Source organism: Bacillus sp. FJAT-45066, assembly GCF_002335755.1.
GTDB classification, from domain to species: domain Bacteria; phylum Bacillota; class Bacilli; order Bacillales; family Bacillaceae_I; genus Bacillus_CD; species Bacillus_CD alkalisoli.
Genome location: NZ_NISQ01000001.1, coordinates 2,533,661 through 2,559,394 on the forward strand (window position 1 = coordinate 2,533,661; position 25,734 = coordinate 2,559,394).

At 35.8% G+C, this 25,734-nt stretch carries 22 protein-coding genes and 2 pseudogenes; 8 read left to right on the forward strand and 16 right to left on the reverse strand.

The window, feature by feature from the left end:
• Positions 1 to 115 precede the first annotated feature (115 nt).
• Positions 116 to 2,650 carry an ABC transporter permease subunit gene (locus CDZ92_RS12875; RefSeq protein ID WP_096155607.1) on the reverse strand — a complete coding sequence of 845 codons (2,535 nt, stop codon included), beginning with the start codon at positions 2,648 to 2,650 and terminating at the stop codon, positions 116 to 118.
• Entirely contained in the window at positions 2,647 to 3,540 is an 894-nt protein-coding gene (locus CDZ92_RS12880; RefSeq protein WP_096155608.1) for an ABC transporter ATP-binding protein, read from the reverse strand. Before CDZ92_RS12880 ends, CDZ92_RS12875 begins: the two co-directional genes overlap by 4 nt.
• A gap of 416 nt (positions 3,541 to 3,956) precedes the next feature.
• Here CDZ92_RS12880 and CDZ92_RS12885 point away from each other — a divergent pair, with 416 nt between their 5' ends.
• Positions 3,957 to 4,205: a hypothetical protein gene (locus CDZ92_RS12885; protein WP_141395229.1), complete on the forward strand. Its 249-nt coding sequence runs from the start codon at positions 3,957 to 3,959 to the stop codon at positions 4,203 to 4,205.
• A 61-nt stretch (positions 4,206 to 4,266) separates the two neighbouring features.
• Here CDZ92_RS12885 and CDZ92_RS12890 read toward each other — a convergent pair whose 3' ends face one another.
• Together CDZ92_RS12890 and CDZ92_RS20345 are read right to left on the reverse strand one after the other, a co-directional pair.
• Complete coding sequence (locus CDZ92_RS12890) at positions 4,267 to 4,536, reverse strand: DUF6054 family protein (protein ID WP_255249857.1); 270 nt, start codon at positions 4,534 to 4,536, stop codon at positions 4,267 to 4,269.
• A 12-nt stretch (positions 4,537 to 4,548) separates the two neighbouring features.
• The gene (locus tag CDZ92_RS20345; RefSeq protein WP_255249817.1) at positions 4,549 to 4,671 is read right to left on the reverse strand and encodes a hypothetical protein; all 123 of its coding nucleotides are present in this window, start codon (positions 4,669 to 4,671) and stop codon (positions 4,549 to 4,551) included.
• A gap of 172 nt (positions 4,672 to 4,843) precedes the next feature.
• On the opposite strand from CDZ92_RS20345, the gene CDZ92_RS12895 reads away from it, so the two are divergent.
• Positions 4,844 to 5,647, forward strand: coding sequence for a hypothetical protein (locus tag CDZ92_RS12895; RefSeq protein ID WP_096155610.1), 804 nt, complete (start codon positions 4,844 to 4,846; stop codon positions 5,645 to 5,647).
• Between the two features lie 366 nt (positions 5,648 to 6,013).
• Here the strand turns inward: CDZ92_RS12895 and CDZ92_RS12900 are convergent, their stop codons facing one another.
• Positions 6,014 to 7,171 (reverse strand): ABC transporter permease, encoded by a 1,158-nt coding sequence (locus CDZ92_RS12900; RefSeq protein ID WP_096155611.1) that lies wholly within the window; start codon positions 7,169 to 7,171, stop codon positions 6,014 to 6,016.
• Positions 7,161 to 7,910: an ABC transporter ATP-binding protein gene (locus CDZ92_RS12905; RefSeq protein ID WP_096155612.1), complete on the reverse strand. Its 750-nt coding sequence runs from the start codon at positions 7,908 to 7,910 to the stop codon at positions 7,161 to 7,163. Before CDZ92_RS12905 ends, CDZ92_RS12900 begins: the two co-directional genes overlap by 11 nt.
• Positions 7,911 to 8,086: 176 nt before the next feature.
• On the opposite strand from CDZ92_RS12905, the gene CDZ92_RS12910 reads away from it, so the two are divergent.
• Together CDZ92_RS12910 and CDZ92_RS12915 are read left to right on the forward strand one after the other, a co-directional pair.
• The gene (locus tag CDZ92_RS12910) at positions 8,087 to 8,785 is read left to right on the forward strand and encodes a LytR/AlgR family response regulator transcription factor (protein WP_096155613.1); all 699 of its coding nucleotides are present in this window, start codon (positions 8,087 to 8,089) and stop codon (positions 8,783 to 8,785) included.
• A 13-nt stretch (positions 8,786 to 8,798) separates the two neighbouring features.
• The gene (locus CDZ92_RS12915; protein WP_255249818.1) at positions 8,799 to 9,770 is read left to right on the forward strand and encodes a sensor histidine kinase; all 972 of its coding nucleotides are present in this window, start codon (positions 8,799 to 8,801) and stop codon (positions 9,768 to 9,770) included.
• Between the two features lie 321 nt (positions 9,771 to 10,091).
• Here CDZ92_RS12915 and helD read toward each other — a convergent pair whose 3' ends face one another.
• Positions 10,092 to 12,404 (reverse strand): RNA polymerase recycling motor HelD, encoded by a 2,313-nt coding sequence (gene helD, locus CDZ92_RS12920; protein WP_096155614.1) that lies wholly within the window; start codon positions 12,402 to 12,404, stop codon positions 10,092 to 10,094.
• Positions 12,405 to 12,788: 384 nt separating this feature from the next.
• Positions 12,789 to 13,382, reverse strand: coding sequence for a hypothetical protein (locus CDZ92_RS12925; RefSeq protein WP_096155615.1), 594 nt, complete (start codon positions 13,380 to 13,382; stop codon positions 12,789 to 12,791).
• A 370-nt stretch (positions 13,383 to 13,752) separates the two neighbouring features.
• Between CDZ92_RS12925 and CDZ92_RS12930 the strand changes: the two genes are divergently transcribed.
• On the forward strand, positions 13,753 to 14,601 hold the full coding sequence (locus CDZ92_RS12930; RefSeq protein WP_096155616.1) for an AraC family transcriptional regulator: 849 nt from the start codon (positions 13,753 to 13,755) through the stop codon (positions 14,599 to 14,601).
• A 189-nt stretch (positions 14,602 to 14,790) separates the two neighbouring features.
• Here CDZ92_RS12930 and CDZ92_RS12935 read toward each other — a convergent pair whose 3' ends face one another.
• Complete coding sequence (locus tag CDZ92_RS12935) at positions 14,791 to 15,117, reverse strand: MGMT family protein (RefSeq protein WP_096155617.1); 327 nt, start codon at positions 15,115 to 15,117, stop codon at positions 14,791 to 14,793.
• A 253-nt stretch (positions 15,118 to 15,370) separates the two neighbouring features.
• A complete protein-coding gene (locus CDZ92_RS12940; RefSeq protein ID WP_096155618.1) occupies positions 15,371 to 17,074 on the reverse strand; it encodes a methyl-accepting chemotaxis protein in 1,704 nt (567 codons plus the stop codon).
• Positions 17,075 to 17,187: 113 nt separating this feature from the next.
• On the opposite strand from CDZ92_RS12940, the gene CDZ92_RS12945 reads away from it, so the two are divergent.
• The 3 genes from CDZ92_RS12945 to CDZ92_RS12955 are packed head-to-tail and all read left to right on the forward strand — an operon-like array spanning position 17,188 to position 20,883.
• A complete protein-coding gene (locus CDZ92_RS12945; protein ID WP_096155619.1) occupies positions 17,188 to 18,648 on the forward strand; it encodes a spore germination protein in 1,461 nt (486 codons plus the stop codon).
• Between the two features lie 23 nt (positions 18,649 to 18,671).
• A complete protein-coding gene (locus CDZ92_RS12950) occupies positions 18,672 to 19,781 on the forward strand; it encodes a GerAB/ArcD/ProY family transporter (RefSeq protein ID WP_157842781.1) in 1,110 nt (369 codons plus the stop codon).
• Entirely contained in the window at positions 19,765 to 20,883 is a 1,119-nt protein-coding gene (locus CDZ92_RS12955; RefSeq protein WP_096155621.1) for a Ger(x)C family spore germination protein, read from the forward strand. The genes CDZ92_RS12950 and CDZ92_RS12955 overlap by 17 nt, the downstream gene beginning before the upstream one ends.
• A gap of 116 nt (positions 20,884 to 20,999) precedes the next feature.
• Here CDZ92_RS12955 and CDZ92_RS12960 read toward each other — a convergent pair whose 3' ends face one another.
• The 6 genes and pseudogenes from CDZ92_RS12960 to abc-f form a co-directional block, all read right to left on the reverse strand.
• Entirely contained in the window at positions 21,000 to 21,461 is a 462-nt protein-coding gene (locus tag CDZ92_RS12960) for a CBO0543 family protein (protein WP_096155622.1), read from the reverse strand.
• Positions 21,451 to 21,861: a CBO0543 family protein gene (locus CDZ92_RS20515; RefSeq protein ID WP_369679962.1), complete on the reverse strand. Its 411-nt coding sequence runs from the start codon at positions 21,859 to 21,861 to the stop codon at positions 21,451 to 21,453. The genes CDZ92_RS12960 and CDZ92_RS20515 overlap by 11 nt, the downstream gene beginning before the upstream one ends.
• 351 nt (positions 21,862 to 22,212) lie before the next feature.
• A pseudogene (locus CDZ92_RS12970) lies at positions 22,213 to 22,881 on the reverse strand (DNA alkylation repair protein).
• 106 nt (positions 22,882 to 22,987) lie between these two features.
• Positions 22,988 to 23,212 (reverse strand): annotated as a pseudogene (locus CDZ92_RS12975) (23S rRNA (pseudouridine(1915)-N(3))-methyltransferase RlmH); the annotation flags it as partial.
• Positions 23,213 to 23,277: 65 nt separating this feature from the next.
• Positions 23,278 to 23,610, reverse strand: a complete 333-nt coding sequence (locus tag CDZ92_RS12980; RefSeq protein ID WP_255249819.1) for a DUF559 domain-containing protein — start codon at positions 23,608 to 23,610, stop codon at positions 23,278 to 23,280.
• Positions 23,611 to 23,613: 3 nt separating this feature from the next.
• Positions 23,614 to 25,491, reverse strand: coding sequence for a ribosomal protection-like ABC-F family protein (gene abc-f / locus CDZ92_RS12985; protein WP_096155624.1), 1,878 nt, complete (start codon positions 25,489 to 25,491; stop codon positions 23,614 to 23,616).
• Positions 25,492 to 25,734 lie beyond the last annotated feature (243 nt).

Genomic DNA, 25,734 nt, shown 5'->3' on the forward strand with positions numbered 1-25,734 from the left:
ATTAATGGGATAACAGTTCATCATATGATTTGGAGTAGGACAAATATTCGTAAAAATGCATTAAAGGGCCAGACACTTCGATGCATTTTTGCACTAAAGTGTCTGGCCCCTCAATTCACATTCTCACACCAGAATCTACTATTATTTTATTTTTCTTATTTTTAAAGCGTAATATTCCATACCCTAGAATGATAAACGCGATGGAAGTCAGTGATAGAATTGCACTCCCTGATACAATATTGATCTTTTGGTTATCGATTATTGTTGCTAATTCCCCGTTTGTTATTTTGGGGATGTTGAAATAGGTGAATGGGGATAGGTGTGCTTTTTCTGTTAAGAATTGGGTCGTTAGCACATACCCCGCTACGAGTAGAATCCCAGATGTCGCAAAGACTGATAGTATATTTTTCAATAGAACAGATAGAAGGATGGTAAAGGTAAGTAAAAACAACATCACTAGGATGGTTAGTGCTATTGTATGGAATAGATACTCACCTAGAGGTAAGAATTCATAGCCATATCCTTCCACTTTGCTACCTGTATATTCCTCTGAATTCGAATAACTAAAGCTATGATATTTAAGAATTGGGTAATACCAATCACCAAATCTATTAAATATCGTAGCTATTAGTAATACTAACGAAAATAATCCAAAAATATTTAATGTGGCAATCATACTTGAATGCAGTACTTTACCGAAAAATAGTTGTTTTTCTGCTATTGGCAATGTTTTTAATAATGAAAGTGTTCGTTTCTTTCCTCGTTCTGTTGCTAAGCCACCACCAAGTAAAAATAATAACAATAACATTGGAGCTAAATGCACATGATGTTGAAATAACAGATAAAGTGAATACAATCCGCTATGATCTACTTTTGTATTTGCTTCTATATAATCTTCATATCGATCTGTTTCATCTTTCTGGAAGTAATGATGCATCGTCGGTATGAAATATCCTGGGAAAATCGGTCGAACATTTTTTTCCATCATCCAAAGTTTTTCATCAATACTTGCTCCTACTGTAAATCTTCCTACGCTAGCGTAATCATGCACTATTTTAGAAAGCTTATAGATACCTTCTTCTTGGTTAATAACCCTATTATGATGAAGAAGATATTCATAAAATTTATCCCACTCATTGTTGTGGTACCCTGCTAATGCATCTCGCATTAGTGCTTGGTATTCCTTATAATAGGCGATTTTCAGTTCTTCTTCTTTAATTAATTCCTCATAAAACTCCCTATGTTCTTCGTTTCTTTCTGCCTCTTCTTTATATATTTTTAAAGCACCCGTAAAATTATTATAAAACTCAATGGTACCCTCTACATTTTGGATGAAAGCTTGTTCTTTTTCGAGGGACTGCTGTGCAAGCAAATAGTATCCCATGAATACGAGTAACAGAAGCACGACATTTGTTTGGAAAAATAGTTTTCTTCTAACAAGCTTTCTCCATTCAAAAATAAGGATGTTTCGTAGTTTCGACTGTCCAGCTTGTGTTTTACCTTGTTGAAACGGCGTTTTCTCTCCTGAAGACGGCAGCAATCCTAACTCTTTATCATGAAAATAAATGCTTAACGCAAGAAGGATACAACACCATAGGATGGTGGATACGAAATAAACGACAATCTCGCCTTGTACCATTTCCTCTCTAAATGAACTGAAAAAGGCAAACGGATTTAGTATGGATTGTAGTGCTGGGAAAAACTCTGTCGCAACAAGGATAGTTCCTAATAGGAAAGCAATGTTGACTAGCATAGTAAAGGATTCTCTGATCCAATTGCTCATGAAAAGTACAAGCGCAAAGGCAAACCAACTTGCCACACTAAACATACCTACACTCTTTGCTAAAAAGGTAGAAATAGGGATAACAGAGACTTCACCATTTGTGACAAGCACTTGCGGATAAGTAAGCACAAGCTTGTACTCGGTAAAGATTAGTGGAATCACAATGCTTAATACTAGCACTGTCCCTACAAATAACGCTTGAACGAACAGTAAACTACCCATTTTAGAAAGTGTTTGTTGCCATCGACGAACTGGTTGCGTTTTTAATGTTAAAGTGGTTTTTTGCTCTTTTTCTATTGTTACGATATTTCCAAACAATAGTAGCAAACCACTTAATCCAATGATTCCAAACAACATTGCTACAAGTTGTTGAACAAATAAATGTGGTGAAACGGGAAATGCTTCATCTTCATAAGGAAGACCATGCTCTATAAACCAATCGTTTTTCTTTATAGCAATCTCCAATTCTATTCCTTCTAGTGAAGGAAACTCTCCCCCGAGACTCGCATATTCCTGTAAAAATTGTAGAAACTCTCCTCGTAATTCTGGTATCCGCTCCCACTGTCCTTGACCGATCGCATACTTCCATGGTAAGAGTGAACTATTCATTTTTACAATCATGTCTAACTGTTGCTCTTGATGTATCTCTATCGCGTCTTGCCTACGCAGTTCTTCTAATTCTCTTCGTATATTGTTGATATCATTTTGATACGTTTCTGTAATTTCTAATGCTCTTTTTTCTTTCTCTTCATAAACAGAATAATTACTGTAAAATAACCAACCGACGCTAATTGCAATAAGCAGTAAGAGCCAATAAATCTTTTTCTGCTTCCATAATTTCTTCAGTTCAAATGAAAGCAACCTCATAGCGCTGCATCCTTTTGACCTTCGAAAATCTTTCGATAGCGATCCTCTGATCCTAATACCTTCTTCTCTATATCCAGTATCGTAATCTGATTGGATAGAAGAAGGGATACTATTTCGTTAATAGAGATATCTTTTGTATAGATAGTTATTGTATTTATAGATTTTTCTGCCTGAACCTGTATACCCTCATTTTCTAAAAGCTGTACCGCAGCTGGTGCTTCGTCAACCCCGATTTGATAACATTCTCGCTCAAATTGCGAGATATCCTCCTCGATTAGGACACCATCTTTTAAGAAAAGCACTTGGGAAGTTACACGGTCAATTTCAGCCAAATTATGAGAAGAAAGAAGAATGGTCGCTCCTTCTTTGTTTAACTCTAACAACAAATTCCTTACTTTAATCGCACTTGTTGGATCTAATCCATTTAATGGCTCATCTAAGATCAATAACTTCGGCTTATTAAGCGTCGCCATCGCAAGCAATAAATGTTGTTTCATTCCAAGTGAATAGTTTCCTACTGTTTTATTTAAATAACTCGTTATTCCAATCCGATCTGCATTTTCGATGATTTGTTCTTTGGAAATACCTTGTAAACTCGCAATAAATTGGAGATGGTCATACCCCGTTAAATAGTCATACAATACCGAGTTATCTTGCATAAAAGATATCTCACGGAAAATATCCGGATCTTTATTCGTACGATTTAGTATCGTTACTTCCCCTTTATCTGCAGTAAGAAGGTTCGTAATAATACTAAGCAAAGTAGACTTTCCAGACCCATTCGGACCAACCAAAGCCACAATCTCAGGTTTGTCCATCGTCAAAGATACATCCTGTAGTACCTTTTGCTTCCCATATGATTTATGTATATTTCGAACTTGAAGTATCATTTTAACCTCCTATTAATAAATACATTTTTTCCCAAAGTCTATTGATTCTAGTATAGTATAATTATCGAGTTAATAGAAGGAAAATTTAGATAATTTTATGCAGAGTAAAACAAGAATTCGGTGACAAGTTGAAGTTCATCGGGCTTATGAAGTTCATCTGGCTCTTTTTTCTGGGGCTAGTTGAACTTCATCGGCCTTATGAAGTTCAAGAGCTCTTTTTTCTGAGGCTAGTTGAACTTCATCGCGCTTATGAAGTTCATCTGGCTCTTTTTTCTAAGGCTAGTTGAACTTCATCCGCCTTATGAAGTTCATCGAGCTCTTTTTTCTGGGGCTGGTTCTTCATCCGCCTTATGAAGTTCATCTGGCTCTTTTTTCTGGGGCTGGTTGAACTTCATGAAGAACTTATCAACGAGCTTATGTCCACTTTTAAAGGATTAGAATTAGAAAAAGTCGAGCACCCACCTTTTGAAAGCATGGGCCTTCGTAGAGATACGTTTTTCGTGGAAGTAAACAAAAACAGTAGATTAAACGTTCATATAACAGAAGACGGATATATTACGCTTGGTAACCGGGAAGCACTTAACATCGATTACGGCCACTACAAAATCTTAAACGAATATAAGTATTTCAACGCCATTGATTCTTTACCTATTGAATGGAAATAATGATGCTGAGTGTCAGACACCTTGATTCACGATGATTCAAGGTGTTTTTCACTGCCGTTCTTTAACCCATTTTTTCTACACTTCTTTGTACTATATCCACCATGTCGTTTTCGGCACCAAGGCTAAAGTTAAAGATAACTCCACTGCCTCCACCTGCACCAATTGCTGTAATGTAGACTTTCTCTTCAAAACCAACAACTGTCAGGCTCAAACTGGCTCTGTTTCCATTTCTCATATAGTACTTATCATAAACCCGAACTGCTATTTTAGTATCTCCCGTCGCATAGTCGCTCTCATCCACTAAGTTCATGCTAATACCACTATTACGAATATCGTTTTGTAACTAATTGACTACTTCTTCAAACTTACCTTTAATGATCGTTTCATACTTTGCCATGACAGTTTCATCATCTCCCATAATTACTTTTTCCGTGTTATGTTTAGTTAATTCCACAGAAAAAGCCATTAGTCCTGCAAAGGAGAAAACGGGGACGGGGTTATATTTCTCATTTGGAAAGAATGAGAAATGTAACCCCGTCCCTAACTTCTCCCTCTTACCAAAATTTTGAATCCATAGTAAAATATACATATTAAGATTAATTTCGGTTCCTAGAATTGTCATGTGGAGGTGAAACAATATGCAAAAAGGTATTTTCATAACTTTAAGTATCGGGTTAGCTGTTAGTTTAATTGCGAACTATAACCTTAGTAAAAAAGTAAACACATTAGACGATGAACTTCGGTATAACATAAGAAATTTAGATAGAGTGACAGAGCAATTACAGCAGCAACAATATTATATCGAGCAAGCGTTTTATGAATTCAAAGAGAGTAATAGTTGGATTGCAGAAGAACACTATGTTCCGAACGAGAATCTTTCAACCCCGTCTTCTCTTCACTTTGACTATGAAGTTACGTTGAGAGAAGTAGGTGGAGACTCGACGGTTCAGTACCAGTATCGTGTAACTGGAGATGAGGATTGGAAGATTTCCGAGATGAGACGAATTGGAGATGCTACTTTTACCGTACCGATTGTGCTTGCTCCAACTGCCGAATATGAGTTTCAGTTAGTAGAAAAAGGGAGTTCCATCAAAACAGGGGCTGTTGCTACCATACCGAGTGAATATTATTACCCCTCTCCGGTAATGATTATGGGTTCTGGTTCAAGCCTTGATCATAATGATGTATTAACTCAGATTGACATGGAATTAGAGCAATGGGAAGTATTATTTGAATTTTTCGAGGCGGAGTCTGTAAGTGCGCTTCTATATAATGGGAATGAGCTTACTCGAACTGTTCCTTTAAGAAAAAGAACAAGAGCTAATGGCGGAAATACGTGGCGTCTAAACTTACATAATCCCAATGCCACATCTATTCTGATCGAGGTTATTTATAAGGATGGCAGAGAAGAATTGTTAGAAGCTTATTCTGATAGGCAGTAGTAGTGAAATGTGTGTTGACCCAGTAGGCAATAGTTTTACTAAACTGGGGGCAGACACCTTAGCTTACTTGGAATAATAAGACGATACGGTCGTGATCAGTAAGGAGTAATGATGAGTACATTCAAACAAATACTATTTTTATGCGTTTTACTACTTTCATGTTTATTATTAATTTTGTCCATCGTATTTTACTTCAATAGCTTTATAAGTTTTTTGCTTATGTTTCTTTCTACTACTTTGTCTATTATGTTATATATTATAGTAAAAAAAGTGGGTTGAGGGGTCAGGAGTTATAACCCATTTCCACAAAAAATGGTGGACAGTTACTCCTGACCCCAAAACCCATTAACCCACCTCAAAACCGCTCTAGTTCATTACCCATTTATCTTTCAAGAACATTATTCTACTGATGATTAGCCCTGCGATGATGCACAGTATGTTGCTGCCGATCATGATGGCAAGGTGTTGGTAGTTTACGATTCCGAAGCTAAGTTCCTTTAAAATCGTAAAGAAGTTCATAATAGGTATTGCAAAATGTTGGTACGATAGTTCGTTAATGCCGATTCCAGTTGTTATCATTAATGGAAATACAGCGACCATTAATATTGGTGTGCTATAGCTTTGTGCTTCTTTCACTGTTTTCCCCATGATGCTAGCTACCATTAATAATGTTGCGACAAACATGGAATAGACGATGGATACAAGAAACGCTGCACCGATTACTAAATATGCGTTTTCGCCAAACGAGACTGCGCTTTTTAAGTTTTCTGTTAAAAAGTTAATCTCTAGAGCTACCACAACGAGTGTGACAATCCCTGTAATTGCGCCAATGGACGAGATGGTTAGCCATTTAGCTATTAGTAGCGTCATGCGGTTTACAGGCGTCATTAATAATGCTTCCATCGTCTTCTTTTCTTTTTCTCCAGCAAATAAGTCTGCTGCAGATGGACTTGCACCAATTCCGATAGCTAAAGCCAAAATTAACGGTATTAGCATAGCAATTAAATTGATGTTAACATTTTCTTCAGTTAGTTCTTTTTGTTCCAGTACAAACGGTTGAACTAGCTGCTGAGGAATACCTTCTCCGTCTAAACGCTCTGCAATGACAGTAGCTTCATAGATTCCTAATGCTACTGTCACTTGCGTCATTAAATGTGAAGACTTTTGACTAAAAGAATCGCCAATAATCGTTGCTGTTGCTTCTTCTCCGTTCGCTACTTTTCCCATGAAATCTTCACTTAATATTAATGCTGCTTGGGCGTCACCTTCCTGTAATGTTGCAGTCGGATCTTCTACTTTTACAAGTTCAATATTAGAAAAATTAGCAAGTAAAGATTCTTCTTGTTGACTGAACGCTTGATCAACAGCTAGTTGGTACCTTTCATCTGCCCCCTCCTCTACCAAACGCTCATAGAAGAGAACAAGACCTGTCATCATGACGATTGGAAGTAAAACTGTTAACAATAATGTACGACGGTCCCGAAAAGAGTCTTTCATTTCTTTGAGATACATATTACGAAACATATTCATTCCCCCTAACTAATTTACTCATGAAAATGTAGTTCAAATCTTTGCTTCCTTCTTCTTCATAAAGAGATTCTAGAGAGCCGTGATGGACAAGTTCTCCTTTATGCATCATCGCCACTGTGTCACATAGCATTGTCACTTCTTCCATGATGTGACTAGAAAAAATAATCGTTTTCCCTTCGCGTTTAAGTTGGTGCACTAACTGTCGGAACACATTCGAGGACGTAATATCAAGTCCTGTTGTCGGTTCATCGAAAAGGATGATGTCTGGGTTATGGATAATCGTTCTAGCAATCGCAACTTTTTGACGCATTCCTTTGGAAAACCCGCCAACTTTACGATCCAAGTAATCTCTCATACCGAACATTTTTGCTAATTCGTCGATTCGCACCTTTGTTTCATGTTTACTTAACCCATAAAGTGTCGCAAAGAACTCTAAATTTTCTCGAGCTGTTAAACGATCATAAAGGCCTGTTTCCCCTCCAAAGAGCACCCCGATTTTCTTTTTAATATGATCAGGATTTTTCACAGTATCATAGTCCGCAACAGTAACCTTCCCATCTGTAGGGGTTAATAGCGTTGCAATGGTTCGTAGTAAAGTCGTTTTCCCTGCCCCATTTTCTCCTAGTAGTCCAACCACTTCTCCTTTATTAATCTTGAAGGATACATGTTTTAGAGCCGTTACATATATCTTTTTGTCTTGAAATTTCTTTGTTACTTCTCGAATTTCAATCATCTTTTCCACCTCTTTTGTTTGGTTTCTTGGTTTTATCATACAAAGAAACGCAAGTCGAATCAGTAGTTTGGTCGTGAATGTTCCATTTCATGTCGTGAATATGTCAAAATAACTGTAAGAATGGTAAAATAAGAGAATGTTTGGAAAATATGTAGGAATACAAGTGAGGCGGAACAATGAAAGTTGGACTTGTAGATGATAGGTATATAGATTTAGATAAATTGAATGGGATTGTAGCGGGTATTCCTAATGTAGAGATTGTGTTTTCCACCCAATCTGCAGAAGAAGCTTATGAGTACATAAAGAAAAAAGCGGTAGATTTGTTAATTGCAGATATTGAGATGCCTAATCTATCAGGATACGAGCTAGCAGATATTATTCACTCACACGCCCTTAATATAGCGGTCATATTCGTTACGGGAAATAGTGGATATGCTGTTCACGCTTTTGAACTAAATGTCCATGACTACATCATGAAACCTTATCCGAAAGACCGTTTAGTGAAGAGTATAGAGCGGATTTTAGAAAAGTCTAATGCAGCAGAAATTGCTGGTAGACTTTATTTGAAACAAAAAAATGACATTCATATCGTACAAAAGAAAGATATCGTGTTCATCGAACGATCTGGTCGTTCTACGACGATTTTCACGAAAACAGGACCAATTAAAACGTACCAAACGTTAAATGAACTTGAAGGTGAATTACGAGAACGAGATTTTCTCCGATCACATCGTTCTTTCATCATTAATATCCATTATGTAAAAAATTTCTCGCTTTACGCAAAGAATTCTTACATCGTTTCCTTTGAAGGACTTGAAGAACAAGCAATGATTACAAAAGATAAAGTGGAATTTTTACAACAGCATTATTTTTAAAGGGTGAATGAACGTGAAGAAGAAGAACTTATATTGGCTTATAATTGGAGCTTTAGGATTTTTCCACCTACAATCTTTGCTTGAAGATGTAATACCTATCTTTGTTAGCATTTTCTTCATACTAGGAATCGTATTTTATTTGTATCGTACTGTTTTACTACAGGTAGAAAATTTGCCTTTCAGATGGAATTTGATTTTAGTGGTTTTACAAGTACTAGTATTACTTTTGTCTTTGCTATCTTCTTCTATTTGGATGTCATTTATTTTATTCGTATTATTTATTAGTTTAGAAATAATTAGAACTGGCTGGTCGAAAGGAACGGCGGAATTGGCAAGAACTATTGATAAACACGAAGAGCAGTTGGAGCAAATTAATGAAACTTTCCGAGTTGTTCGAAGCGAAAGACATGATTTTCTAAAGCATGTGTCTGCTATTCACTTTATGTTGGAAAATAAGAAAGAGTTAGAGGCGAAAGTGTATTTAGATGAACTAGTAGATAGCTACGAGGAAACAAATTTCTCTATAAAAGGAGAAAGTGGTGTAGTTGCTGGCGTCTTGCACCAAGCCTACATTCGGGCGAAGAAATTGAATGTTGATCTCATTTATGACCTAGATGTACCTTTATCAACGCTTCCTTTACCTGACCAGAAAATGGTGACACTTATAGGTAATCTTCTTTCAAATAGTATAGATGCTTCGGAAGAATGGCAAAAGAAGAGCAGAAAGCAAGCGACAGTAACCGTGCAATTTTATAAAAGAAGTGGCCTTTATATACTAAAATGCAAAAATAATAGCCTGCAAATACCTACCAAATTACTCGACGAACTTTTCCACACGTACGGTAAAACGACAAAAGGCGGAAGCCACGAAGGACTTGGCACAAAGGTAATTAAAGAAATTGTTGAAGAACACCAAGGCTTCTTAGACTTTGTCTACAAAGAGGAAGAATTTGAAGTTAAGATTAAGATTCCCGCAATTAAATAGAATGAATTATTTGGAGTGCCAGCCCACGTTAAAGTTTTACCAAAATGGGGGACACACCGTGTCAAAATGGCTTATGTTGTATAAATAACATAACAGGTTAATACTCTAAGAGGCCGTTGAAGAAGTTAAATATCTTTAAAGTGATTTACTTTTAATAAATCACTTTCCCAAACTTTTTATTTGATTTTCAGTAATCCCTTTAATTTATTTTAGACATTTATTTTTAACGGCAACTATTTTTTCTTGAGGAGAAAACAGGGACGGGGGCTGTTTTCTCATTTGGAAAGAATGAGAATTCAACCCCCGTCCCCGGTTTATCACCTATACATCCCGCAAAAATGGGCTCGGTTCTCCTACGCTGTAAAGCTGCAAATAATGCATTGCTCTCGTGCAGGAAGTATAAAAAACTCTGCGCAGACTCTCCTCACCGTATACATGCTCCGATGCATCATAAATAATGACGGCATCGAATTCGATACCCTTGGACAAGTATGACGGTATGACAACTACTCCTTGCTCATATTCAATCGAGTTGCTCTTTAAGAGTTTCATTTCATCAATGCCAGACAGAGATTCATATGCACGTACACTTTCCTCCGCAGATTTGCATATGATCGCAATACTTTGATAGCCAACACTTTGTAACTCGGCGACTTTGGAGGCAATGCAGCTGTGCAGTTCTGCGTGATCGTGCAATTGTTTTAGCTCGGGTCTCTCACCGTCACGTTCAAAAGGGATAATCCTTTCGCCGTTAGGTACTAGTCTGCGTGTAAATTCGATGATTGGTTTTGTTGACCTGTAGCTCCGTGTTATATTGATCAATTCCGTTTTATCTGGTCCGTATAGATTGGTAAGTGTATGAAAATCTACCATTTCACTAGCATGTGCGAATATTGCTTGATTAAAGTCACCTAGCACAGTCATTCTTGCAGAAGGAAATAAACGCTTTAGAAACTCGAATTGAAAAGGTGAATAATCCTGCGCCTCGTCAACAACGATGTGTTTGATCAAGCTGTTTGTCTGAAAGCCTTCGATCAACTCTTTCAAAAGTAAAAATGGGGTTGCATCCTCATAAAATAATTTATCTTCCTCTAGCATATCTAGTGTTCCTTGACATATTGCCGCCCACTCCGCTGGTGTCTCCCCTTCGATCCACTGTTTGATCTGCAGGGAATCAGTAAATAGTTGCTTGTAAATACCCTTATAATCGACAAAACGAAACGTTCGGATTCTCTTTCGCAACGGCTTCAATTTTTGGTGAACAATCAATTGGGCAAGTGCGGCTGGCTCGATCTCATAATCGCCAATCGACTCTCTATTAAATCCGCGTTTTTTCGCTAAGTAGGCGTGTGCCTTATGATAATCATCTTCGCTAAGTAGCTCGATTTCCTCCTGTACCCATTGCTTTGTTCTTTCGACCTTTTGGACCTCATTTATTTTTTTCAATAGATATTCTGTCAATTTTTCAAGTCTATTATGGAAACGGAGTGACGTGTCTTGACTGTAAAACCATTCTGCTATTTGTTGTGCCGTAACGATTGGTTTCCCTCTGAAGGTAATGTCCTTAAATAGCATTCCTGATAATTCTAGTGACTGTCTGTATGATTGAATCGCCTCAAAAAAACGGGTAGATGCTTTAAAACGGATGCTTGCAAGCCTTGACCTGTACGCAGGAGTCTTTGCTGCAGTTAAAACATATTCCAATTGCTCGTATGGATTTTCAACTTGAAACTCTTTACTCAGCCGATGATCCAAGTATTCCTGAAATGTGACCTGTTGCATATTCTCTTCACCAAGTTCTGGCAACACATTGGACACATAACTGTTAAAAATCGAATTAGGAGAAAATAGAATAATTTGATCCGCATTCAGATTATCTCGATATTTGTAGAGTAAATAAGCAATCCGTTGCAGAGCTGCAGATGTCTTGCCGCTGCCAGCCGCACCGTGAACAATGAGTAATCTCCCGTGGTCATGACGAATAATCCTGTTTTGCTCCTGTTGAATGGTCGCTACTATGTTGTGCATTTGTTTGTCTTTGCCTTTTCCCAGAACCAGCTGTAAAATCTCGTCTCCAATCGTAAGACTCGTATCGAACATCGATTGAAGCACGCCGCCACGGATAATGTATTGCCACTTTTTCTCCAATATGCCTTCGATTTCGCCTTCTGGTGTTACATACTTAGCTGGACCAGGCTGGTAATCATAATAGACACTCGAGACAGGAGCCCTCCAGTCGTAGATCAGGAAATTTTCCCCGCTAGTATCAGTAAGCGAGGAGATACCAATATAGATTTGTTCCTGAGTTGAAGTTCCTTCTTCCATAAAATCAATCCGCCCGAAGTACGGGATTTCCTCCATTCGGCGCAGCGTGGATAAACGTTTGGATGCATGTCTGTGGGTGCTTTGACTTACGGACAGCGCTTGGGCCTCTTGACGCAAGCCGATAATGGTTTCAAGGTAATCATCAAAGGAATCCGTATTTACTTTGACTTCATCCCAAAAGTGTCTTCGGATACCAACTACTTCGTTTTTACGTCTTACCGTTTCTTCTTCCAGTCTGTTGATTTCCTCCGTAATTGTCTCCATTACACTGCCTACTCGTTGTTGCTCCAGCTGAAGTTCTGAATTCATAGCAAACACTCACTCCTTAAAAAAATTCTATAAAAGGGTTGACTAACGCATCGGTTTCATTGTATAATTATAATAGGGATAATATATTTAAATACCAATTAAACGATGCATATCTATATAAATTTACCACAAGATCTTATTTTTTTCAATGTGTTGGACTTACAATTTTTAATCTTTTTCCATTAAACTATCTCACAATCCATATAAAAAAGAGTAGTATTTACCGTTTTCAAGGTAAATACTACTCTTTTTATGTTTTAGCAAGAGTTCTCAGCTAGACGATGATTACCCGACGGTGGACTGACACCGAAATATGCACTTAAAATATGAATAAACCACAGTACGCAGCATTTTTAGCATACAGGGGGGCTTTATACCAAAAAATTAAAATCTTTTTTCACTTTTTTTAGCATGTTCTTCTTTTTCTAGATAAATAAACAAATTAGTTACCCATTTTGAAAGAAAAATGACAAAGACATAAACAAGGAAGATGTGAAAGTAATTTACCCATTTATACATCTGAAACATGTTGTGCATAGTTAGTAATGGTTTGAAAATAAAGGAAAATACTGCCCCTAGTATAATAGAATAAACGTAATAATTTTTACCTTTGTTTAATGTCCATTGATACATTAAGATAAAGGAAACAGGGATAAGAGATGAATCTAAACTTACATTTTCAGGTAAAAAGGGGAAAAAATGAAACGGGAATGCCCATAGTCCATTTTTCAATCCGTATGAAACGATGTAGGAAATATAAAGATTGAAATTAATTCCATAAAACCCTAATAATATCGCTCTTTTTCGATCAATCTTGTAAAATAATATAGCTAATGGAATTATAAACATGGATAAGTTAACCCAAAATTGCCAAGTACCAAAATGCGAAAACTGTTGCCAATAGTCTAGCCATTTCTTAGAGACAAGTTCTTGTAAATCAATTATTTCTTCCAAATTTAATTGTTGTTTATTCACCATTCCACTTCTACCCTTCAAATAGTAAAAATTTGATAAATTTAAGAAATCCAATGAATAACACTAGTTCTTTTCTGTGTATTGTAACCTTATTAAGATATCCCTATCCAAAACAATGAAATAATGAATGATTATTACTACAACTAGTTACTTCGAAAAACTGGCCAGACCCCCAATGCTTTAAGGTTTTACCAAACTTGGGAACTGGCTCTATCGCCTTATTTTCTCCACAAATGTTTAAGAAAACTAAATATTGCAATTAGAAATCTTCACTGTATAAATATAAAATCGAAACCCGACTAAAATGAGCATGTAATGTCGGGTAATGGGTCTTTTATCCTGTTAGTATATTGATGAAAGGTGGTTAAATTAAATGGATATGTTACAAGGAATGAACAATGCTCTAAATTATATTGAAGACAATTTGGCTAGTACTATTGAATTAAATGAAGTAGCGAATAGAGCCTTCTGCTCTGAGTATCATTTCAAACGTCTATTTACCATTCTGTCAGGTATCACTATTTCTGAGTACATTCGCAGAAGGCGACTTACTTTGGCTGCTCTAGAATTGAAGGACTCTCAAGTTAAAGTAATTGATATTGCAATGAAGTATGGATATCAATCTCCTGATGCCTTTTCACGAGCTTTTCAAAATTACCACGGAGTAACTCCTTCCTTATCAAGAAGGCCTCAACAAAAATTAAAAGCATATCCAAGAATGACCTTTCAATTAACTATTCAAGGAGGAATCGAAATGAAATACCGTATTGTTGAAAATGAAGCATTTAAAGTTATTGGAGTTAAGTATGAGGTCAAAATGGAAAATGAAATCCTATCCCCTACCTATGAAAATATGATTGCAGGTATCAGTGATGAGAAAATGAGTGAAATGGAGTCCTTCTCTAATAAGGAACCTATTGGGATTGTTCATGTATCCGTCAACTACTCAGAGAGTCCGGATGGGAAGGTAATTTTTAACCAATATATTGGTGCCGTTACTACAAAGGGAGAGAAAAGTGAGTATTCAACATTAGAAGTCCCTGCGTTAACCTGGGCAATTTTTGAAGTGGATGGGGATTGGCTACAAGTAGAAAAGCATTGGCAGCGAATTTACTCCGAGTGGTTACCGACATCTTCCTATGAGCTAATAGTAGGGGGACCGGAAATACTAGCTAGCAAAGATCAAAAAAGTGAGATCTGGATCTCTATTAAGAAAAAGTAGAAAATAAGCCTCTACTTATTTCTATCCCAGACCAAACGTGTTAAAGGCTGACTTAGGTGTATTCTTAGTCCGTCTTTTTTTCAAAAAAAGGTGCCTACCCCCAGTACGTTAACGTTTTACCAACCTGGAAGACTGGCAATAAAAATCCAACATATATCTATGGAAATTCGTCAAATCGAAGATAAGAAATTATACCCCGTCCCCAATTTCACATGGATGCCACTGATATTTTGATAAATCAATACTTCCATTGGCACTTATTTCAACGTCCTCGATTTGCAGGGTCATCTTTTGTTCGTTGTAGGACTCATCATCTTGAAGGGCAATCTGTCCCTTAGCGTTAATTACTCGATGCCACGGGAGACGATGCTTCTTACTCATTGAATGGAGGATACGAACAACTTGTCTGGCTGCTCTTGGACTTCCTGCGAGCCCTGCTATCTGCCCATATGTCATGACCCTGCCTTTAGGGATGGATCGAATAATGTCTATCACTCTTTCGGTAAAAGGTGTCACTATAATAGGTCCTCCTATCAATCAAACGTTCTTTACTAGTAATAAGATGCTCTTGTTTTATCAAAGATTTCTTTCCTACTAAAACAATTAATAATGTTAATTTCCAACCGGAACTCTACATCCCTTAAGAATGCTACTATTTCATTATCATTTAATCAAACGTTTGTTTAAAAATTACTATGTTAGAAATAAAGAGGCTACCAAAAAATCAGATTCCTCTAACTTCCTAGCCGCCTCTTCTTCATTGCTATTATTAAACTTTAAAACTAGCCACTATTTCTTTTAACTTATGCGCATGATCAGCTAGTTCTACTGCGCTGGAATTCATTTGTTCCATTGCGGCTAAACCTTCTTCTGAAGCTGCAGCATTGTTTTGGTTTCCTTTTGATGTTTCTTTTGCAATCTCAGATACTTCTCTGAACACTTCTGTTACTTCTTCACTCAGTTTATATGTGTTGTTTACTTCTTCTCTAATATTATCCACTAATGATAGTGTTTCGAATATTTTATTTTCAATAACAGATAATGATTCTTTCGTTAATTTAGCATTGGAGACACTTAATTTCGCCTCATCATTTACTTCACTTGTAGAGGATATTGCCGTTTCCATTTCTTGTTGAATTTCAGAAATAATCGTTCCTACATTTTTAGAAGAGTGTTTGGATTGCTCGGCCAGTTTTCGAACTTCTGCTGCTACTACTGCAAAGCCTTTCCCTGCTTCACCAGCACGAGATGCTTCGATTGCGGCATTTAGTGCTAAAAGGTTCGTTTGTTCCGCAATTTTGTTGATGTCTTCTACGATTTTTTCAATTTCGCTTGATTTATCGACTAAGATTTTCATCATTTCTAAGTTAGCATTTGATAACGATTGTAGCTTTTGGATACTTTCCGATTGTCTATTCACGCTTGCTACACCTTGATCGGAAGCTTCTTTCATTTCGGACGATTTATCTTTGACTATGACAACTTTTTCATTCACATTTTTATTAAACATATTCAATTCTTCCATTTTATTTAGAGAAGACTCCGCATAAGTGGAGGTTTCTTCTGAACCTGTGGCTATTTCATTGTTTGTTTCAGCTATTTGTGAAATGGTTTTCGTTGTTTCATTGGAAGCAATAAGTAACTCTTCACTGCTTATCGCAACCGAATTAGCTGTTTGATTAACTTCCTTTACTAAGTTACCTATACTCTCTATTAATTTATTCGTATTTTCTCCTAATTCAGCAATTTCATCTTTTGATTTCAGATTAATTCTTTTCGTTAAATCTCCACCTGAATTGGACATATCTAAAATCAGCTGACTTATATAACGTAGGTTAGTTGTTATATTCTTTGTGATGCTAATTCCTAGTATAGTAGCTATGATGATAATCAAAACAATGAATATAATTAAGATGATCTCTGTCCATAGGATTAAGGAATTCAGTTCAGCCACTCTATTCTCGGTAAGTGATTGCTCCTCTAAAATAAACTCTTCCATCAATACCCTGATTTGGTCCATATAATATTTTCCACCTTCAAAGTCAGCTAAAACAACGGTTGTTTGAAGGTCGTTTTTTATTCTAATATCAATATTTCTATCAATGTATTCCACTAGCCACTTATCCACTAAAGTAAGTATCTCATTTATACTTTCTACTTGTTGTGGACTATTACTAACATCCTCTAAAATTAGGTCAAACTTATTCACTATTGCACCTTTAGCATGGTAATAAGGTTCTAGATAGATGGTATCCCCTGTGAATAAAAAACCTCTTTCTCCAGTTTCGATATCTACTATAAGCTTTTGAATATCCTTAGCATTCGATATCACTTGAAAATCATTTTCGATTATATAATCAAGTTCACCCTTTAATTTTGTAAAAGAAAATATTGTAACTAAACAAATCGTTATTAAAGAGATTATTAAAATACTAATAGAAAAAATCAACTTACTCTTAATAGTTCTAAGCACTTAAAATTTCCTCCTAAAATCAAACTAGCATCATACCTTTAATATATCGACTTAGAGGGATAAATTTTCAATTAATATACATACTATTTTTAATTAACTTTTTAGGAAGCAGGATGAGTATGTATTTTAAGAGGCTTTATTCGAAAAAACAAGATAATAAAACAAACAGTCTTACACAAGTACTGAGTGTAGATTTAGATAAGTCCCTTAATATAGCCTTAATTAAAAAACTTACACATGATACGGATGACTTAATAATAAAGGAGTTTAATGAAGAAATCACCTTGGTTTATTTTGCTTCTAGAGTAGACCACAGTGAATTACAAAAATATATTCTTTCGCCATTAGCTCATCATCAATCAGTTGAATTTCTTGAAAATACCTCACTAAATAAGTATGCAAAAACAAATGACCTTAATGAGGCTGTTGAATTTTTATCTCTAGGTAAATGTTTAATTATTCAAGATAATAATCCGATTATTATTGCTATACATGTAGAAAACGTGATGAAGAGAGAAGTTTCAGAGCCAATTAATGAACAAGTTATACGAGGATCTCATATAGGGCTAATTGAAAGAATTTCTTCAAATATCAATATAATACGGTCCAATGTTCACCACCCTGGAATGGTTGTAAAATACATTAAAAGTGATAAGAACAAGACAAATGATCGTATAGCTCTACTTTATATCGAAGAACTAGCAGATAAAGAAGTAATTATTAAAGTAAATAATAAATTAAAAAATATTAATACTGACAATATCAACTACACTTATTTCAATGAAGAATTACTCGAAAATAATACTTTCTCTCCCTTCCCGCAAGTATTAAATACTGAAAGAGTAGACAGAGTAGTAACTAATTTACTTGAAGGAAGAATTGTACTTCTTATTGATGGGAGTCCGACTGCTTACATTTTGCCAATAACATTTTTTACTTTTTATCAGTCACCAGATGATTACCAAAGTAGGTGGATAATAGGGAGCTTTTATCGTATTTTACGTTTAATGAGCTTCCTTATTGCCTTAAGCTTACCTCCACTTTACATCGCAGTCATTGCATTTCATTATGAAGTTGTTCCAGGAGATTTGGCATTAACTTTTAAAGATTCCGTTCAAGAAATACCATATCCACCAATTGTTGAAGCAATTATATTAGAGATTACTATTGAATTAATAAGAGAGGCAGGAATAAGACTTCCCAATCCATTGGGACCTACAATTGGTATTGTGGGAGGTTTAGTAATTGGAGATGCAGTTGTAAATGCTGGCTTAGTTTCCACTTTAATGATAATTGTTGTTGCACTAACTGCAGTTGCTTCCTTTGCTGTGCCTACCTATGAATTAAGTATGTCAAAAAGAATTTTGAGGTTTCCGCTTATGGTTGCTGCTGCTTGCTTTGGATTTATTGGAATTATCATTGGGTTTTCCATTATATTAATTCACCTTTGCCAATTAGAATCTTACGGAAAGCCATATCTTTATCCTATATCACCTTTTGATCCAAAAGAATTTAGAGATAGCATATTTAGACTTCCAAACTGGATAATAAAAGATGAATCATCTAATAAGTAAAATGATAGAGAGTGTGCAACAAAGTGAATATTAATAAAAATGAACTAACACAATGGCAACTATTTTTTCTCATTGTACAGACGCAAATAGGAATAAGTATCTTATCCCTTCCAAATACAGTTTTCAAAAATGCAAAGTGGGATGGCTGGATTTCTGTCTTAATTGCTGGTATAGGAATTCAAATTATTATAACTGTTATTTGGATGTTACTAAAAAACAAGAATAAAATGGAGTCCATTTTTAGTAAACAAACTTTAATATTTGGAAAGAAAATTGGTTCTTTTTTTAACTTATTATATATATTGTTTTTTATTATGATCTTTTCGTTCGTCTTGGTTTTATATAGTGAGATAATCAAAACTTGGATTCTCATTTATACACCACATTGGCTTATAGTCTTAACATTATTAATCCCAATTGTATACTTGGTCAGAGCTGGTCTCCAACCGCTTGCTCGATTTTATGTTTTGACGATTCCTATAATTATTCTAATTATTATCTCCATTGCCATTTCCTATAAACGAGTAAATATATTCTATATACTGCCAATTGGATATAACGGACTCCAAAACATCCTTATCGCTTCCAAAGACTGTATTATTGCAATGCTTGGTTTAGAGGTCATTATGGTTGGATACACACACACAAAGATAGCACCTAAAAAAGCTTATTTTATGTCGAGTTTGGCAAATATCGTTGTAACTATCATTTATTCATTTACCGTTTTTACTTGCTCTATCTATTTTAGTCCGGAGGAAATTAACATAGTTCCACATCCAGTACTTTATATGACGAAAGGTTTTACTTCACCAATTATTGAGAGAGTTGACTTAATTTTTGTCACTTTATGGGTATTGTTAGTGATTACTACAGCATCATCTTACCTTTATATGGCAAGTTTTGGATTAAAGTATACGTTTAAAAAAGTAAATTTTAAAGCAATTGTTATAGTGGTTGGATTTCTTTCCTTTTTTTTAACGTTTATACCTAGAGAACAATATTTGTTAATTAAAGATATAGGAAAAGTAATCAGTTTTGTTAGTTTCGGTTTCTTGTTCTTTTTACCTGTTTTTCTATTAATACTTTCTATCTTTATTAAGAGGAAAGGAGAAAAAAATGAAACAACTACATAAAACCATTACCATTTTAACTGTTTTGATATTATTAACTGGTTGCTGGGATGAAAGACTACTAAAAGAAGCAACTTTACTTATGCTTGTAGGTGTTGATTATCTAGAAGATGGTCAAGTGCAAACATCTGTATCTGCTCCATTATTACCTAGTCAAGAAACAGTTGATAATCGATTAAATGCCGTAGCAGTCGGCAAATCATTCAATGAAACGAAATTAGCTTTAGACAGGTCCATACCAGGACATATAGAGATTTCAAAACTAAAAGTATTTTTACTGGGACCATCTGTTGCCCAAACAGATGTATATCCATTTTTAGACAGTATGTACCGAGATCCATTAAGTGCGTTAAACGCCAAAATTGCCGTTGTGGATGGAACTGCAAAAGACTATATTATGTTATACCCTAAAAATAAACCTCGGATTAGTATCTATATAACCGAATTGCTAAACAGTGCCGAGGAACATTCATATGTACCAGTTCAAACTATAGAATATATATGCCCAATTATGTTTGATGAAGGACAAGACTTCATTGTTCCCTATCTTAAATTGGATAAAGCAAGTCAAGAAATTAGTGTTTCTGGAACAGCGCTATTTAATGACAAAAAACAAAGTGGAGTATTAGATGCCCATGAATCGATGTTATTTTTACTACTTGCAGACCAAAAGGGAAAATCTGCAAAAATGACCCTTACGATTGACGATCCGAGTAATAACAGACAACCATTCGATAATATCATCACCATTGAAATTAAAAAATTGGATAGAAAAATGAAGATAGTACCTAAGAATGACACTATAGAGGCGGAAATTGATTTAAATCTTTATGTGGATGTCATAGAATATCCACACGATAATTTGCAGGAAAAAAAAGAGGTAATAAAACTAGATAATGTTTTAACGAAAATATTAACAACGGAAAGTGAAGCAGTAATAAAAAAACTTCAAGAAGCAAACTGTGATGGGTTTGGTATTGGTAGAAGAGTATTTGCCTTGCATAATACATTTTGGGAAAATCATGATTGGAAAGAATTGTATCCCTCTATCTCCATAAAATCTAATGTCCATGTGAAAATTATAGACCGTGGAATTATTAACTAACAATTAACCGAAAATTAGGGCCAGAACTCCGGTCGCTAAGAGAAAACGGGGACGGGGTTACATTTCTCATTTTATAAATGAGAAATGTAACCCCGTCCCTAGTTTATCATGTTTATCTATTTCAATTGAAAAAACCATTTGTAAAACTTCCATATTAATATTAATGAACCAAATACAGTAATCCATGTAACATACCAGTCCCAATGAAGATAATTTATTAGATTGGTGTACTTTTCGAATAAGATTTCTAACAAGGTTAGAATTGTACAAAAAGAGCTAATGTATACGAATTTTTTCCATATGGTCTTCTTTTGGGGATAATAAATACAAAAGAAGCTACTTATGATTGGAAACATAATAAATTCGAATAAAAAACTTGTACCATTGACATTCGCAAGTTCTCTAACAGGGTATTCTATTAAATTTAATTGGACGACAAGTAAACCCAAAAACCAGGTAACGAATTGTTGGAAAGAAAAGGCAATACTAGCCTCTCTCCATTTGTTTTTTGGAATAAAGCCTAAAGAAATAAAAGTAATAGCATATAAAACATATAAAAGCATAAACTCAATATTCATATGTATCAGACCCTTTTGGAGGCTGTTTGAAAAGCCACACTACATAACGACGGCATAACCATAATTCAATAGTAAAATTAAAGAAGCTTCTTATTAGATTATCTATCTTTATGTTCATGATGTTTGTAAATGTCCCTATTAGAATCATAAAAGATAAAATAACTCCTACCCACAACAAGTAATGGACTAATCTTCTCAGAAATTTAGCGTTAATAGGGAAATACAATTGAAATAAAACAGCTGCGGTAGGAAACGCTAAATATTCCATTGTAAAATTGATTGTCGTAGCATCTTTAAAAAATCGGACAGGCGCTTCGAGTAACCCCGCATTGGTTAATCCGATGCTAAATAGCCAAGTTAACATTTGAAAAAACAAAAAGGTAGCTACTACCTCTCGTATTCGAGTTCACGGTACTGCTTTCCAAAGTATTATAGGAAATATTACCCATAGAGAAGATAGCACAAAATAGTCGAACTTCATATGTATTCACCCCTAATTTAAGTATGAGTGAACTTATGAAGATTTATGCAGAAAGCGGTGCCTTCCCCTAAAACTTATATCTAAAATTTTCAAACTTAGATATATTACACTAATCTTTATAATAGCTGATTGGGTTTGATTAAAACGAAGTGTAAAATCGGGGACGGGGTCACAGTTACACTTCCAAATAAAAAAAACTGACCCCGGTACAGTAAAATTTTAGTGTACTGTGGGTCAGGCACCGACTTCCATATGATTTTTTCAGGGTAACTAATTATTAACTCGTTTGTTAACTTCAATCGTAATGAACTCCGGCAAATAATTGGGTGTACATCCTTTTGATACCATTTCATCTTTGTATAGACCCGTTTTCTCACCAAGTTTAAAACAACGTGCTCGATACTTTTCATCATAAACGCCTATCCAGCCTGCGGTGAAATTCATAGCCCATTGAACTTCCGGTTCTTCCTGCGTAATATTAGCTTCAATTGCAGATAGTAAGTCTGCGGTGTTATCAGGCGGTATTTTTCCAGTCCATCTCAATCGCGCTTGAAAATACCAGAAAGTTCGCCTTTGAAGAGAAGAAGGACTATTTTCTCATAACTTCATCATTGCAATGTTCTTCTTGTCTTTGGTAAGCTGATTAGCCATTAACCAATCCATTAAGTTATTTCGCTCATCAAATGTGTGAGTCTGCATATCCTTATCAAGCTTATTTAGTACATCTTGTGAAAGATGTTTTTTGTCCATAATTAAGATTGCCAATAGTCTGGGCAGAAACTCTCCGGTTGACCAAAGTTCCATAGCTAGTTCGTGATCTTTTTTAATGTCCTTCGCGATTTTTCGTAAGTCGCCTAGCTTAGTTTTACTATTGATCTGAGGTAGAATGTTTTCTGCTATTGTTGAGCGTTTTATTTCTGTGCTTTTATTTTTATTCATTTGACACAACTCCTTATGCGGGATATATCAATAACTAAATTTCATTATAAGTCTTATTGCATACAATCCTATCATAACAATGAAAAAGGAGTGATTCATTTCGCCGTTACTTATGGTACGGTTCACCCCTAATAATCCTAAACACCCTATAAACTTGCTCTAGTAGTATTAAACGCATCATTTGATGTGGAAAAGTCATCTTAGAAAAAGGTAACGCATCGTTTGCTCGTTTCATAACATCACTGCTTAGTCCGAGTGATCCGCCTATGATGAAAGCTATTTTACTATTTCCATATGTAGCTAGCTTGTCTATTTCTTTCACAAGTTCTTCATAAAAGGTGCCTGCCCTCAGTACGTTAAAGTTTTACTAGTTGGGGGTCAGGCACCTTTAAACTTTCATTTCACAACCACCTTCTGAACACTTTCCTTTTCCAACAATTCCTTCACCCTCTGGTCGATTCTTTCTATCTCACCGGTAGGGTTTCTCCACCAGTTCCGGCTCCAGATTCTTTCGATTTTCCAGCCGCGGCTTTCGAGGAAGTTTTGTCTGTATACATCTCTGTCTTTGGCGCTTTGTGAGCTATGGTACATGGCACCATCGCACTCGATGCCTAGAATGTATCGAGATGTGTCTTCTGGGTGCAAGATTGCCATATCAATTCGATAACCAGACATTCCTACTTGTGTCCAAACTGTGGGACTGGCCCCATAGCCTAATTTTGCACCCAAAACTCATTCTATCCCTTCACAAATCTCTTCCCAACGATTCTCCAATTCTTCTTTCTCTCTATATAACTTCTGCAAAACGTCTATATCGGTACTTTCCGCAAGTTGCTGGTCTACTTCTAATATCCGATTTTCTACAATAGCTAATTCCTTCTTCAACAGTTCTGAATTATTCCTTTCCTTTTTCTTCGTGCTACTGGAATGTTGCCCCTCCTTTTTCTTCTCTTGGGTGACCTCTACTTTCTTACTCCGCAATGCCTTTTCATCCCATTTCATTTTCGCATAATCATAGTTTCCTACATATCCATTTACTTCTTGATTTTGGATCCAATAAATTTTTTCAAACAGTTTATTAAGAAAATAGCGGTCGTGAGAAACTGCTAAGATCGTTCCATTAAAGTCTTCTAATGCTTCTTCTAGAACTTCCCTTGATTCAATATCTAAGTGATTGGTTGGTTCGTCTAAGATTAGCAGGTTGATATCTTGGTACATTAGCTGCGCTAAGCGTAGTCTCATCCTCTCTCCTCCACTGAGCTGGGAGACTTTTCGATAGACGGTATGTCCATAAAATAGAAACCTCGCTAAAATCCCTCTCGCTTCTCCTTCTGTCACACGCACCTCACTACGGAAGACATCTATCAATGTATCGTCCGTAATGTCAGAAAAAATATGTTGGGATAAATAGCCGACCTTCACATTACTGCCTAAACGAACCTCTCCTTTGTCTGGTTTTAATTGGTGAAGCATGAGCTTAATTAATGTAGATTTTCCAGTTCCGTTTTCGCCTATAATAGCCACCCTTTGTTGATAGTTCACATCTAGGTTTACGTTTTGGAAGAGTAGTTGATCACCAAAATACTTTGATACATCACGAAGTATGATTACGTCTTTTCCACTTCGATCTGCTGCTTCCATTTCTAGATTCATTTTCTTTCTATTTAGGATAGGGCGATTAATTTTCTCCATTCGCTCTAACGCTCTTTCCATGTTACGTGCTCTTTTATGAAGACCTTCACTCGGTGGATTCGCTCTGTTTGCCCACTCACGTAGCCGCTTAATCGCTTCTTTCATTTTCTTTATTTTCTTTTGCTGTTCCTCAAATGCTTGGAACTCATTTAACAGTCGCTCTTCTTTCTCTCTCATAAATCCTGTGAAGTTCGTGTGGTAGCAGGTTATTTCGCCGTCCTCCATATCTAGTATTTTGGTTGCTACTTCATCTAGAAAATAACGGTCATGGGAAACTACAACAACCGTTCCACGATATTCTTGTAAAAAGTTTCCTAGCCATTCAACTGCCATCAAATCTAAGTGATTAGTCGGCTCATCTAATAGCAGTAAATCCGGTTCATGCAGAAGGGAAATGGCCAATCCAACCTTCGTCTTTTCTCCTCCACTTAATGTTGAGAATGCTTTATTTAATAGAGATTTTATGTTTAAACCATTTACGATTTTTTCAATATTGGCTTCTATCTCATAGCCACCTTGAATTGTAAAATGGTCTTGGAGGTTGCCATACTCTTGTATGAGTCGCTGCATTTTCTCTTCTGTCGTTTCTCTGCTCATCTCCGCTTCTAATTGCTTTATCTTCTCTTCTGTTTTTAATAGATCAGAAAAAGCAGTTTGTAGTACCTCTTTTGTTGTATGTTCATTATGGTAATCAGGAATTTGCGACAGATAGCCGATTTTCAAGCCTTTTTTCCAATGAATTTGGCCAGCATCGGGGGCTTCTTCTCCAGCTAGCAATCTAAACAACGTCGTTTTTCCGCTACCATTTCGACCGACTAGACCCACTCGGTCGTTTTCATTTATTTCAAATGTTATATTTTCAAAGATGGAGTTTCCTCCGTACATTTTTTTCACTTTGTTTACACTACATGTGATCATGCTTGATCCTCCTAGTTATTTACTGAATGTTGTTTATGTGTAAGAGCTGTATCCGTTATTTTCTTTACAGGTACATGCTTTCCGTAGCAATCAATTTCCTTCTTCAAATCTTCTTCAACTACACTCTTGGTTTTAATAGATTACAAAACCTTTACTAAAACACCTTTTAAAAACACGAAAAAGCCAAAGAGAATACAGCAATCCCCATGGCTTCCTTCAGAAAAGTAGGCACAAAAAAAGAGC